This window comes from Lysinibacillus sp. GW821-FHT14F06 (assembly GCF_058803665.1).
Window position 1 is genome coordinate 43,734 of the sequence record NZ_JBXAPF010000031.1, and the last position, 12,970, is coordinate 56,703.

15 protein-coding genes and 1 rRNA gene are annotated in these 12,970 nt (G+C 35.6%); 1 reads left to right on the forward strand and 15 read right to left on the reverse strand.

Annotated elements, in window-relative coordinates; all coding sequences use genetic code 11:
• Positions 1-117: 117 nt before the first annotated feature.
• Positions 118-2,094, reverse strand: coding sequence for a methionine--tRNA ligase (gene metG, locus AC1RNS_RS21015; RefSeq protein WP_492995502.1), 1,977 nt, complete (start codon positions 2,092-2,094; stop codon positions 118-120).
• Positions 2,095-2,444: 350 nt separating this feature from the next.
• Between metG and abrB the strand changes: the two genes are divergently transcribed.
• Positions 2,445-2,723, forward strand: coding sequence for a transition state genes transcriptional regulator AbrB (gene abrB, locus AC1RNS_RS21020; protein WP_427545299.1), 279 nt, complete (start codon positions 2,445-2,447; stop codon positions 2,721-2,723).
• Positions 2,724-2,967: 244 nt separating this feature from the next.
• Here the strand turns inward: abrB and rsmI are convergent, their stop codons facing one another.
• From rsmI to rrf, 14 genes are all read right to left on the reverse strand, one after another.
• On the reverse strand, positions 2,968-3,840 hold the full coding sequence (gene rsmI, locus AC1RNS_RS21025; protein WP_492995504.1) for a 16S rRNA (cytidine(1402)-2'-O)-methyltransferase: 873 nt from the start codon (positions 3,838-3,840) through the stop codon (positions 2,968-2,970).
• Positions 3,837-4,100: a GIY-YIG nuclease family protein gene (locus AC1RNS_RS21030; protein ID WP_492995506.1), complete on the reverse strand. Its 264-nt coding sequence runs from the start codon at positions 4,098-4,100 to the stop codon at positions 3,837-3,839. The genes rsmI and AC1RNS_RS21030 overlap by 4 nt, the downstream gene beginning before the upstream one ends.
• Positions 4,084-4,833: a tRNA1(Val) (adenine(37)-N6)-methyltransferase gene (locus AC1RNS_RS21035; protein WP_492995507.1), complete on the reverse strand. Its 750-nt coding sequence runs from the start codon at positions 4,831-4,833 to the stop codon at positions 4,084-4,086. The genes AC1RNS_RS21030 and AC1RNS_RS21035 overlap by 17 nt, the downstream gene beginning before the upstream one ends.
• A 65-nt stretch (positions 4,834-4,898) precedes the next feature.
• Complete coding sequence (gene yabA, locus AC1RNS_RS21040) at positions 4,899-5,255, reverse strand: DNA replication initiation control protein YabA (protein WP_492995509.1); 357 nt, start codon at positions 5,253-5,255, stop codon at positions 4,899-4,901.
• Positions 5,256-5,282: 27 nt separating this feature from the next.
• Positions 5,283-6,098: a PSP1 domain-containing protein gene (locus AC1RNS_RS21045; RefSeq protein WP_492995510.1), complete on the reverse strand. Its 816-nt coding sequence runs from the start codon at positions 6,096-6,098 to the stop codon at positions 5,283-5,285.
• On the reverse strand, positions 6,091-7,095 hold the full coding sequence (holB, locus tag AC1RNS_RS21050; protein ID WP_492995512.1) for a DNA polymerase III subunit delta': 1,005 nt from the start codon (positions 7,093-7,095) through the stop codon (positions 6,091-6,093). The genes AC1RNS_RS21045 and holB overlap by 8 nt, the downstream gene beginning before the upstream one ends.
• Positions 7,096-7,260: 165 nt before the next feature.
• Positions 7,261-7,701: a YaaR family protein gene (locus tag AC1RNS_RS21055; RefSeq protein WP_283870247.1), complete on the reverse strand. Its 441-nt coding sequence runs from the start codon at positions 7,699-7,701 to the stop codon at positions 7,261-7,263.
• Between the two features lie 65 nt (positions 7,702-7,766).
• Positions 7,767-8,096 carry a cyclic di-AMP receptor DarA gene (gene darA, locus AC1RNS_RS21060; RefSeq protein ID WP_010857007.1) on the reverse strand — a complete coding sequence of 110 codons (330 nt, stop codon included), beginning with the start codon at positions 8,094-8,096 and terminating at the stop codon, positions 7,767-7,769.
• A 150-nt stretch (positions 8,097-8,246) separates the two neighbouring features.
• Positions 8,247-8,876, reverse strand: coding sequence for a dTMP kinase (tmk, locus tag AC1RNS_RS21065; RefSeq protein WP_492995513.1), 630 nt, complete (start codon positions 8,874-8,876; stop codon positions 8,247-8,249).
• An 18-nt stretch (positions 8,877-8,894) separates the two neighbouring features.
• A complete protein-coding gene (locus AC1RNS_RS21070; protein ID WP_492995515.1) occupies positions 8,895-10,319 on the reverse strand; it encodes an aminotransferase class I/II-fold pyridoxal phosphate-dependent enzyme in 1,425 nt (474 codons plus the stop codon).
• A gap of 106 nt (positions 10,320-10,425) precedes the next feature.
• On the reverse strand, positions 10,426-10,962 hold the full coding sequence (locus tag AC1RNS_RS21075; protein WP_492995517.1) for an HXXEE domain-containing protein: 537 nt from the start codon (positions 10,960-10,962) through the stop codon (positions 10,426-10,428).
• Between the two features lie 62 nt (positions 10,963-11,024).
• A complete protein-coding gene (locus AC1RNS_RS21080; RefSeq protein WP_492995519.1) occupies positions 11,025-11,249 on the reverse strand; it encodes a hypothetical protein in 225 nt (74 codons plus the stop codon).
• Between the two features lie 570 nt (positions 11,250-11,819).
• Positions 11,820-12,254 carry an SRPBCC family protein gene (locus tag AC1RNS_RS21085; protein WP_492995520.1) on the reverse strand — a complete coding sequence of 145 codons (435 nt, stop codon included), beginning with the start codon at positions 12,252-12,254 and terminating at the stop codon, positions 11,820-11,822.
• A gap of 629 nt (positions 12,255-12,883) precedes the next feature.
• Positions 12,884-12,970, reverse strand: a 5S ribosomal RNA gene (gene rrf / locus AC1RNS_RS21090); the annotation flags it as partial.

Below are 12,970 nucleotides of genomic sequence, written 5' to 3' on the forward strand. Positions count from 1 at the left end.
CATTAAAATACATTATTTACCTCACATAAATTATCTCGAAATAATACTTACCGAGGATTACTAAAAGATTTTAAAAGCCTGCTGAATATTTTACATTCAGCAGGCCACTAAAATTCCTTACTTTACTTTTGCCCCGTTTTCAAGTTTTGGATCAACTGATGCTAATTTTAAAATTCCATCTTTTTCACCAGCTAAAATCATACCTTGTGATAATTCACCTCGTAATTTCACCGGTTTCAAATTAGCGACTACTATCACCTTTTGACCAACTAATTCGTCTGGAGAATAGAACTTGGCAATGCCTGAAACTACTTGTCGTTGCTCATATCCAAGATCCACTTGAAGCTTTAATAATTTATCCGCTTTCGGAACATTTTCACATGCAGTTACCGTTGCGACTCGCAAATCAATTTTCATGAAATCATCAATTGTAATTTCAGGAATTTCTGGAATTTCAGTAGTTTTCGATTGATCTTTAGGCTCCTCTTCTTGCAGCGTTTTCACTGAACCACGCATTTCATCACGAATATAGGCTATCTCTATTTCACTCTCTAAGCGTGGGAATATTGGAATACCTTTTTCTACCACTTTAATGTTTGCTGGAATAGTATTGCCGAATGTTTCAATTGTATCCCATGCTAAGAATCTGTCATCCAAGCCTAACTGCTCAATTATGCGTTTAGGTGTAGATGTCATAAACGGTTGTAACATGACAGCAATTTGGTGTAAACTTTCCGCTAAATTTCGCATAACAGCACCTAATTTTGGCTTATCTGTTTCCTCTTTCGCTAGAACCCATGGTTGAGTTTCATCTATATATTTATTTGTGCGTGAAACAAGTGTCCATAAGTCTGCCAATACGACACTAAATTGCATTTTTTCCATACTTTCTTCATATTTAATACGTACCGTCTCAGCCTGCTCTTTTAAAGCCATATCAAACTCTGTTGGTAGAAGATTTTTTGTAGGAATAACACCATCGAAATATTTATTAATCATAGAAATTGTACGATTCAATAAATTTCCTAAATCATTCGCAAGATCGAAGTTAGTTCGTTCTACAAATGATTCTGGTGAAAATACTCCGTCAGAACCAAAAGGAAGCTCGCGTAATAGGAAATAACGTGTCGCATCTAGACCATAACGGTCGATTAACATTTCTGGATAGATTACATTGCCCTTCGATTTTGACATTTTACCATCCTTCATCATAATAAAACCATGTGCAAACACTTTTTTAGGGAGAGGTAAGTCTAGTGCCATTAGGAAAATTGGCCAATATATTGTATGGAAACGAACAATATCCTTTCCAACTACATGTACATCTGCTGGCCAATATTTGTTGAATAATGTTTCGTCTTCTGATAGATAGCCTAAAGCAGTGATATAGTTCGTTAAGGCATCTACCCAAACATAAATAACATGTTTAGGATCTCCAGGTACTTTAATTCCCCAGTCGAATGATGTTCTTGATACAGATAAATCTTCTAGCCCTGGTTTAATAAAGTTATTAATCATCTCATTTTTTCGGGATTCAGGTTCAATGAACTCCAAATTCTCTTCATAATAAGCTAATAGACGATCTGCATATTTCTTCATATTAAAGAAATATGATTCCTCTTTAACTTTATGCACTGGTCGACCACAGTCAGGACAGTTACCATTCTCTAATTGTGTTTCAGTAAAGAATGATTCACAAGGGGTACAGTACCACCCCTCATACTCGCCTTTATAAATATCGCCATTATCTAAAAACTTTTGGAAAATCTTTTCTACAGCTTTCTTATGTCGATCTTGGGTTGTTTGAATGAAATCATCATATGAAATATCCATTAAAGTCCAAAGTCTTTTTGCCGCATCTGCAATTTCATTCACATATTCCTGTGGATGCTTGCCTGCTTCAGCTGCTTTCTCTTGAATTTTTTGTCCATGCTCATCCATTCCAGTTAAAAAACGTACATCATAACCACGTAAACGTTTATAACGCGCGATTGTATCTGATGCTACAGTTGTATACGCTGTACCGATATGAAATTTCCCACTTGGATAATAGATTGGGGTTGTTATATAGAATGTTTTATTTTGTTCGCTCACAAGAACTGCCTCCATTGTTTCACAGTATACTATCTATTCTAACGAAGTACGAAATTCGTTTCAATGAAAGTTTGAATCGTACGCGAAAATTGTCGAATCATATATTCAATCCATTAAATGTCTTAAATAAGAAGCTTTTTTACTATAAATAAAAATACATAATAAAAACCTTTTAAAAAAATCGATATATCTGTTTTCTCCGCAAAAATTTTTTTAAAACCAATAATATTAGTGCATTAATTAATTGACGTTTATGGCATTACTTGGTATGATAACTATCAGACAAAGAAATTATGTCGAAATTTGACGAAATACCAATATAACTTTTAACATTAGGAGGAAAAATAATTATGAAATCAACAGGAATTGTTCGTAAAGTCGATGAGTTAGGTCGTGTAGTAATTCCTATCGAACTACGCCGTACATTAGGTATTGCTGAAAAAGACGCTTTAGAAATCTATGTGGATGATGACAAAATCATCTTAAAAAAATATATGCCTAACATGACATGTGCTGTTACTGGCGAAGTATCTGATGATAACTTCCGTCTAGTTGGAGGCAAATTAATTTTAAGCCCAGAAGGTGCAGAAATGTTAGTGAAAGAAATCCAAAATAACTTAAAAAAATAATATGATGTACGCCTAAATCGAGAACAGCGATTTAGGTGTTTTACTTAATTAGTTTTTAATATACCCAAATTAGGAGACCCTTATAATGTCCATGTCAGACCTTTCACATTTAAGGGTACTATTTTTTACAATTATTATCAATTTAAACATTTATAATTACTGAAAAAATATAATTCCTAATAATTCCTAACTTGGTTAAATATACAAAAGAGGTCGCCTCTCTGAAGGCAACCTCTTCTTTTTATTAGCTATGATATTCGTTATATACATCTCGTTTAGATACTTTCCGTAGTTTCGCTACTTCTTTTATGGCTTCTTTTGACGTAACACCATCCTGAGCAATAATATAATCGACATGTTCCACAAAGGACATCTTTACCCAATACGCTTCTTCGCTATCCTCTTCCTCAATATTGCTATTTCCTTCAAGGACAATACAAAATTCCCCTCGGATTTCCTCATTTTGAGACCATTCTACGGCTTCATTGAGAGTTCCTCTTAAAAACTCCTCAAATTTCTTTGTCAACTCACGCGCTAATACAATTCGACGATTTCCAAGAATAAGTTCCATATCTTTTAAGGTTTCCTTTAAACGATGAGGTGCCTCATAGAACAGCATTGTTTCCTGACGTTTTTTTAGCTGCTCTAATTGCTGTCGACGTTCCTTTTTCCCGCGATTTAAAAATCCATAGAAGAAAAACGGCTGAGGTGTTAATCCAGATGCAATTAAAGCCGATATTGCCGCATTCGGACCTGGTATCGGCACAACAGGAAAGTTTTGAGCGATTGCTTTTTCAACTATATCTGCACCAGGATCAGAAATACAAGGTAAACCTGCATCACTCACTAATGCTATTGTTTTACCCTCCTGTAGTAAAGTTAATAATTTTTCTCCTCCCACCGCTAAATTATGTTCATGATAACTTATTAAAGGTGTTTCAATGTCAAAGTAGTTACACAGCTTCTTTGTATTTCTAGTATCTTCTGCGGCTATAATATCTGCTTCTTTTAAAATGCGTAGTGCACGCACGCTCATATCTTCTAGATTTCCAATAGGTGTTCCTACAAGATATAAACAGCCTGTCTGATCGTGTATTGTACTCTTTTGTGATTTCACGATTCACCCCTCCTTATATAATTAATTTTCTGTGTTCTTGTTAGTTGCTTAAAAGCATATTCTGCACGCATTGCCTCTTGCTTTGTGTCAAACTCTTCCATATAAATACATTTCACTGGTCCTCTGGCTCTTGTATATTTTGCCCCTTTACCAGCGTTATGTACAGCTACACGCTTATCTACATTATTTGTATAACCTGCATAAAATGATTGATCGGCGCATTCTAACACGTAAAAGTAGTGACTATTGTTCTTTTCCATAAAGAATTTCTCTCACTTCAGGTGTATATTCATTATTGGCATTATAGACATACAGTGGTGGTAATATTTTCAAATCTGGCTTTCCATCTTTTATTCCTTCTATTAATAATGTATTGGCCTCTTTCCCTTCTTTTGGATAAATAAATTGCATTCGCTTGGGCTCTAAACGATTTGCACGCATAGCTGTAACGATATCTAATAATCGACCTGGACGATGCACAAATGCTGCCTTTCCACCCTGTTTTAATAATTTACTAGTGGATTGAATTGCCTCTTCTAATGTTAAATATAGTTCATGTCTTGCAATAGCATGATGCTCACTAAGATTTTTATCACTTGCTTCATGTGCTAAAAAATATGGCGGGTTACAGGTAACAACATCATATTTTTCAATACCCAATTGTTTTGGTATTTCTTTTACATCTCCAAGGATCATTTGAATTTGATTTTCTAACTGATTGTACTGGATGCTTCTCTCTGCCATATCAAATAAACGTGGCTGAATCTCTACCCCCGTTATTTGTCCCTTAGTTCGTGCACTTAAAAAGAGAGGAATGACACCATTACCTGAGCATAAATCAACAATGTTCCCTTTATAATAAGGAACATTGACAAATTTCGAAAGTAGCACTGCATCCAAAGAAAATGAAAAGACTGAGGGACTTTGTATAATACGTAAGTTCTCTGCCAACAAATAGTCTAGCCTTTCATCATCCTTTAACCAATCATCCATATCTTTCTTCCCCCTACTATACAAAACAAAAGACTGATACCACCGCAGTGGCAATCAGCCTTCTATTACACATTTTGTTTATTTAAAAATGATAGACAAAACAGACAGTCTTCACCTTTACGTGAACTTCCAAAATGAACATGACATACATGGAAGCCTTCTTGGTACAAGCGTGCCAGGTTATCATAGCCCTCTCCAATATCTAGTGAAGTTTCTTTCTTCACATCAGCAGCCTGTACGGAGTTATCTTTAGCAATTAGTTCTTCTAGACGTGTACGAAGGTGATGATTTTCTGTTTCAAGTGCCTTATGCTCTTCCATCATTAACGCTACAAATTGCTTCAATGCACCAAATTGCTCCTGCATTGCTTCGAGTTGTTGTTCGAACTCCATAACGGTATCTAAGAAATTACGGTCCTTCACCCAAGCCACCTCGTTAAATTCTCTATCTTATATAAGATTTTTTTCGCATGCCAGCAGTTCTTCTAGTGTATATTCAACTGTGCGTTCCTGCTCTTGTAAATATACTTGAATGAGTCTTTCTAGCACATTTAAACTTACAACTCTACCTCGTCCGTCTGGTGTCATCGTCATTTCACCAATGTCAGGCATGCCCTCTTTTGCTTCCTCATATTCATCATTTTCATACTTTAAACAGCACATTAAACGACCACATAGACCTGAAATTTTTGAAGGATTTAAAGAAAGGTTTTGATCTTTTGCCATCTTAATAGAAACTGGATCAAAATCACCTAAAAAAGTTGAGCAACAGAGCATTCGTCCACATGGACCTATCCCCCCCAACAATTTAGCCTCATCACGTACACCAATTTGGCGAAGTTCGATACGTGTTCTAAATACCGAGGCCAAATCCTTTACTAGATCCCTAAAGTCAACACGTCCTTCTGCTGTAAAATAAAAAATAATTTTATTACGATCAAATGTATATTCAACATCTACTAGCTTCATTTCTAGATTATGCTCTATAATTTTTGTACTTGCCAGTTCAAATGCCCGCTTTGACTCAGCAGCATTTTCCTCTACCTGAATACGATCACGTTCATCCGCTGGTCGTAGTACTTGTTTAAGTGGTAATACAACATCATTATCCCCAACAACCTTTTGTGGGACAACTACTTTACCATATTCCACACCACGAGCTGTCTCTACAATGACGTATTGACTGTCTTCTAGTAGATATGATGCTGGATCAAAATAATATATTTTACCCGCTTTTTTAAAACGGACTCCCACTACATTATACAAATGTGTATCCCTCCTGCAGATTTAGCATTAGCTGCTCCATCAATAACGTCCTATTCATGTTACGCTGTAAAGATGCGCGCGCCTGTAAAATAGACTCCATTTGACTAGATAGGCGTTCATAAGTCGAATGTAACGCAGCTTCTTTAAATATCTGTAACATGTCTGGATAAGTACAAGCTGCCTCGGGATTAGCTTTTATTGACACTATATCACGGTAAGCAAATAGTAGTAAATCCAATGCTTGTTCCATTTCACTTTTTTCTTTAAAAAGTGGCAACCATTCTTCATGTACAACCAGCATTGCTTCATGTACATTTTGGCGAATTGTCTCTACTAATTTTAACACTGTTTTTCGAGCAAGTGCAAACTGCTCGTCATTTGCCAAAATTATAGCTGTTTCGAGCTCATTCGTCATCATGCTCACTGTGCAAGACATTGAGTATGAAATATTGCTTTCTTGCAAATGCTTTAACAATACATGTCGAGGCATTTTTTGAAACTTTATATGCTGGCATCTAGAGCGGATTGTTGGTAATATTGACTGCATTTGCTCAGTTAGCAAAATGGCAGTAACCTCTCCCTCAGGTTCCTCTAAAAATTTTAGAATCATATTTGCGGATGCAATATTAAGTCGATCTGCATGATGAAGTACATAAATCTTTCGCCCTTCTTCAACACCCATCATCTTCATCTCAGCTACTAAATCACGTATTTGATCAATTTTAATAAATTGACCATCTGGATATATTTGATGAATATTAGGATGATTGCCAGAATCAACACGTCTGCAATTTCGACATGTTTCACATGGAACATTTTGATTTGGTTGCTCACATAGCATTAATTTGACAAAAAATCGCATAATATCTGCTTTGCCTGTCCCTTTTTCGCCATCAAAAATGTATGCATGCGCTAATCTATTTTTGTCAAAAATCGTTTGAAGCTGCTTCATTACGACAGGTTGTAGTGAAAATAGCTCTTCAACATTCTTGGCCATATATTTAAATTCCTTCCCATAACAATTACAACTAGATATAATTTTTTGCAATTGCTCTCTTCTTCACACAGAATTGCCTATAATAGTTAGTTACACTATGTTTGTAGCAATTAGCAAAATATATTTGAAAAAAGCCCGCGCCTACAAGAGAACGAGACACGGGTTTTACATATACAGATTAATTAATAAGCCTTTTATCTCACCGATTTTATCAAGAAGATCAATTGCTTCTTTCTCTTCATCTAAAATATCTTGTGCCAGCTCCACAAGGCGAGAATCAATCGTTTCGATAATTTTTAAACGTCTTCCCTCACCGAAACGATTCCAAGTATGTGATTGCTTTAATTCCATACCATGTTCGACGGTTTCTTGTAGAAATTTTTTAACAAGCATTTTAAAACGCGCAAGCTCTCGTAAATTTCGTGATCTTGCAACTCGGTCACCCGCAGTAGAAATATCCCCTAGCAATCGTGTAAGCTGTTCAGTCTGCAATTTGGTTCCCTGCTTGACGACCATATCTCCAAATCGGTTATTTTGATTATTATTTTGTAGTGGCTCTTTGCGATTAGTATTTAACCCGACACGTATATCTTGATTGATCTTCAAGCTGTATTCGCCCCCACTTGCTTTCTTTATCGATACACAAAAGCTAATTTAAATTTCATACTGAACTAAAAATGATGAAACTGCTCAATTGGTAAAACAAAAACTGTCGCTCCTCCTACTTCAACCTCTACAGGATAAGGTATATAGGAATCTGCATTACCGCCCAATGGTGAAACTGGTGCCACCATTTGTTCCCGAGCTCGACAATTATCTCGAATAATATCTAAAACTTTGGGTATGAGAGAGTCTTCCGTCCCAATAAGAAACGTCGTATTTCCAGAACGTAAGAAACCTCCTGTGCTCGCTAACTTAGTTGCGCGAAACTGATTCTTCGTTAAAGCATTTGATAAGCGACTGCTATCCTGATCCTGCACTACAGCTACGACTAACTTCATTCGCACTCACCCCTTTTATAAAATTAACCTAGAACGATTTTTGATACCATTATCTATAGGAAAGTTTCAATTTAATGAGCGTTTTTATCTCATTAAATAAAATAATAGATGTTACCATTATATCACAATGTGTTAGACAACTTCATGCTTTTACTGCATTGCATCAAATAATAATGCCCATACATCTTCTACAACACGCTCAATATTTTGATCCGCATTGACAACTTGTATACGTTCTGGGTAACGGCCCACTAGTTGTAAATACCCTTCTCGAACCTTCTGATGAAAGGCTAAGCTTTCAACATCTAATCGATTTACCTCTCGTTCACCATGGGCATGAATACGTGCTAAACCAATCTCTGGGTCAAGATCAAATAAAATTGTAACATCAGGTAGTTTCTTACCGATTGCAAACTCATTAATAGATAATACTTCATCCACACCAATACCACGTGCATATCCTTGATAAGCTAATGAGGAATCAATGAAGCGATCACAAATAACCATTTTACCCTCATCCAATGCAGGTCTTACTTTTTCAAAATAATGCTGACTTCGTGCCGCTGCGTACAATAACGCCTCTGTACGTTCATCCATTGCTGTATGCGCAGGGTTTAAAATAATTGTCCGAATTTTTTCAGCAATCTCAATACCACCAGGTTCTCTTGTTGCTAATACATCAATATTCTCCTGAGCTAGTCGCTCAGCTATTTTTTGAATAACTGTTGTCTTTCCGGCACCCTCTGGACCTTCAAATGTTATAAATAAATTGCTATTCATCCTGTTTATTGCCTCCAACTATTTCATGACCTCAATCATTTTTTCTTCTAAACGGTGATTTCCTTGGAATGTTGCACCCGTAGCCAACAATTCCTCAAGCTGGCTCAATTTTGCCACTGTTATCTTTTCTCCTGGGACAAGTAATGGAATGCCTGGAGGGTAAGGAATAACCATGCTTGATGAGATTCGCCCCATTGTTCGCATATATGGTAACCATTCCTTTTCCGATTTTTCAATTTCCTCAATAGAATAAACTGGTTCGGTAATGGCTACAAAATTATAGGCTGTATGTGGAGCTGTTATTATGTCTGCTTTCGGTGTATTTAACAATATTGTTATCGCATCCTTAATACGGACACGAATTTCTGCAAAGGGATAGTTATGCCCCTGTTTTAATAAAGGTAGTACCAACAAAACCTGATTTGCATCTGCCAGCTCTACATATACTTGTTTTGCCTCCAGTGCCTCTTGTAGTTGGAAACCACTATAGCCCTCTACACGGAGTAATAATTTTATAGGATCATCTACCTCAATAACTTTCAAAGATCCTATTGCCCGTAATGCTTCTACCCATTGATTCTTTTTTTCTATTATATATGCACCATCACTCTCCATATATGTCTGTATATAATAGCGTGCATCATCTAAAGATGCTAATAAAAGATAGGATGGGCTGCTAGATTGTAGCATACGTAGATAATGATTTATTTTATCGACATTAATGATATCTGAATTAACATGCATAAAGGATGCCATTGTCATTGCAGGCAAAGTTTTATGTGCAGACTGTACCACTATATCTGCGCCAAATGTCAATGCGGATGGTTGAAATAAGGAGCATGCACTAAAATGGGCTCCGTGTGCCTCATCCACTAAGACAGGAATTCCCTTTTCATGACAGTAAGCAACTTGCTGCTGTATTTCTTTAGATGTCATACCATAGTAAGTAGGATATGTTAAAACAACAGCCCGGGCCTCTGGATAATAATCAACAGCTTCTTTTAAATCCTTATAGGAAACATGCGTTGCTGTTAGTGTTTGATCATCCCACATGGGTGAGACAAATACAGGCCTTGCTCCAACCAACTCAAATGCATGAAAAATAGACTTATGAGCATTACGTTGAACAATAATCGTATCATCCTTTTTACAGGTAGCATAGATCATTGCTAAATTCCCAACCGTAGATCCACCTACTAAAAAGAAGCTTTTCATTGTCCCATATGTATCTGCCAATAAATTTTCTGCTTCTAATATCATTTCCTCAGGATGATGTAGGTCATCAAGACCTGATAACTCCGTTACATCATACCGCATAACATCTTTAAAGGCCTGAGGAAGACGAGATAGTTCACCGTGTTTATGCCCCGGGACATGAAAGGAAATATTTTGTTGTTGTCGAAAGCGCTCTAACCCTTCTACAATCGGCTTTTTCTTTTGCAAAACAAAACACCCATTTCCGTTATATTCTTCTTTAATTATAACACGAGAAAAAGCTATCCCACTAAGCAGGATAGCTTTTACACCAGATTGACATAAAAACTATTTATCAAATAACCTTTCTACCAACCCAGTGAGCAAATAATGCAAGTGGTAATAATAATAGACAAAATGGTAAGCAAATAAAAATGATGTTCCAAGTTATCACATTATTCATTAATAGTGAATGATACAAAATTAAGCTATATGGAATAATGATAATTAATGATGTGACTGCGCCAGGTGTTATAGAACGAAGAAATATTGTCTGCCCTAGATGTGTAAATGCATGAAGAAAAAAGATTAATGTAACAATAGTGAATATATAAATATTCCCTAATTGCCCTTGATTCACAAATTGACTGGCGCTAAAAGTCGATCCACTTACAAAGAAAAATATGACCACTACAGCTACTGCAAACTGTGCTGTTGACATAGAAAATTGCTTAATCACTCTATCAGCTGCTTTTGTTGGTAGTTTTGCATACAAAACTGAAGATTTATTATTTAACCACTTCTCAACCATAATAATTTCTTCAAAATCATGGAGTATAAACATAATAGGGAATAACCAAATAAGTGTTTGAATATCAATCCATTGAAGCATAGACATACCTTCTTTCATCCAAAAAAATACTGAGTAATTACTCAAATTTTACTAAAAAATTTTTATGTATTTTGAATGCCTTTTAAAATAACTGTAACTACCTCCTCAATGTATTGATTTACTAGTAGACTGTCTCCCATTCTTCTTTCTTCAACTAATACGTAGGTTAAGATGGACGAAAGAAACATTGAGGCTGCTGTATCAATAATCTTTTTTTCAACGGAACATGGAATGACTCTTGATAAGAAAACACTAGCATGTTCACGTATTATAGAAATAAAATCCATAATCTCCTCACCAACATCCGAGTTTTGTTCGATTGCTGGAGACCAAATGAAAAATTAAAAAACTGCATTAAACTCCTTTTTAGTAAATAAATCTAATTTTGTATCCTTTTTTGTTACCAAATAGTTTCGTCACTACCTCCTTAGAATTTGAGTATTTACTCAAATATAAATTTCATAAATAATTTTGTCAAGTTATTCCATAATATTTGAAGCTATATGTTTAATACCACAAAACTCCTTCGATGATACCTTGAAATCCCCTCCATACAAGGTATCACCAGAAATTCACACATAAGAAACCACGTATCGTTATTACCGACAATTGGTAGTCAATATAAAAAGATCATTCCCTCCTAAGAGAGGGCACTGAAAAACTAAAAAAATTCACTTTTTTATATTAGAATTTTGTCTTTTGTTGGATTTGAAAACTTAAAAAAGTCGATTTGCATCACAATTTTTGTGGCAAATCGACTTTTTCAGTGCCCTCCTCCTAAGAGCAATGATCTTTTCAACTTATAAATATAATCACTTTTGCCAAAACTTATTTTCCCTAATAGTTACTCACTTTTTTTATAGACTTGCTTTAGCTACCATTTTTTGTACCAATTTCTCTACTAACTGTGGAACAAACTTCTCTAATATCGGATTCATCATTCCAGCTAAAAAACCACTAGCTTTCATTGTTAAATTCCCAGTAAGCTGACATGTATCGCCATGCCCTTCCCTAATTTCAAAAAAACCATCACCATTTATAGGATCTGATAAACCTATCAGATCAAACATAACTTGATTTGTTGGAGATTCCTTATATTTAAGTTCCACTTTTACAGCCTTTTGAATAATACCAAAATCACCTTGAAACACCCAAATCATATCTTGTTCATTCGGAAATTCATGATGTAAGTAACCTGGTATAAGTTCAGCCCATTCTTCTTTACTTTGAATAAATGCTTGTAATTTTTCCTTCTCTATTTGTATTTCTTCACTATATAACCCCGTCGCCATTCTAAGCACCCCTTTATTTTGAAAGCTACTTAAATTTTAGCATTTAAGGTATATGTTTGAATAGGATAGTAGCGCTTTAGTTCAACCTAAAATATTAGGAGTCGAATCATGAGTGTGTGTGCTAAAGCAAAAGACATGAATTTTTTTCAATCCCTTGTAATTAATTTATCTTTTCTGTAGCAAAAGCGAAACGTCAGATACAGAATACTCCCACCTCTATAGATGGGCGAAAATGAATGCGATTTTTTCCCTATTCAGTGGGTGTAAAATGCTCGCAGAATCAAGATAGAGCCCCTGGCGGATGTCATGGATTTTGAAGAGGAACTTTTCGAGTGAGCTCAAAAAAACAGACTCAATTACGCTAGTGCATAGTTGATTTCTTATGAATACAAAGTTACTTTTAAAATGACTAAGCATATTATTATCTCTTCTACCTAATAGTAAAAAGCATATAGACATTACTTCCATGATAATTGCTCCAAGTTCTCATTACCCAACTAAATTCATATTTATAGCCAGTTTAAGTATCGTTAAAATCGTAATATCACCGTCTAATACTACATATTCCACATGTAACACTAATTTTAATTCAAATATAAAAACCACTGATTTCTCAGTGGTTGCTGTGTGCCTAGCGACGTCCTACTCTCACAGGGGGAAGCCCCCAACTACCATCGGCGCTAAAGAGCTTAACTTCCGTGTTCGGTATGGGAACG

Excerpts from the sequence above, each read along its gene's own strand:
- AC1RNS_RS21035 (WP_492995507.1), bottom strand. The coding sequence starts at position 4,833 with ATGGATGATTGGTTAAAGGATGATGAAAGGCTAGACTATTTGTTGGCA.
- AC1RNS_RS21075 (WP_492995517.1), bottom strand. The coding sequence starts at position 10,962 with ATGCTTCAATGGATTGATATTCAAACACTTATTTGGTTATTCCCTATT.
- abrB (WP_427545299.1), top strand. The coding sequence starts at position 2,445 with ATGAAATCAACAGGAATTGTTCGTAAAGTCGATGAGTTAGGTCGTGTA.
- AC1RNS_RS21080 (WP_492995519.1), bottom strand. The coding sequence starts at position 11,249 with ATGGATTTTATTTCTATAATACGTGAACATGCTAGTGTTTTCTTATCA.
- darA (WP_010857007.1), bottom strand. The coding sequence starts at position 8,096 with ATGAAGTTAGTCGTAGCTGTAGTGCAGGATCAGGATAGCAGTCGCTTA.
- tmk (WP_492995513.1), bottom strand. The coding sequence starts at position 8,876 with ATGAATAGCAATTTATTTATAACATTTGAAGGTCCAGAGGGTGCCGGA.
- AC1RNS_RS21085 (WP_492995520.1), bottom strand. The coding sequence starts at position 12,254 with ATGGCGACGGGGTTATATAGTGAAGAAATACAAATAGAGAAGGAAAAA.
- AC1RNS_RS21030 (WP_492995506.1), bottom strand. The coding sequence starts at position 4,100 with ATGGAAAAGAACAATAGTCACTACTTTTACGTGTTAGAATGCGCCGAT.
- holB (WP_492995512.1), bottom strand. The coding sequence starts at position 7,095 with ATGGCCAAGAATGTTGAAGAGCTATTTTCACTACAACCTGTCGTAATG.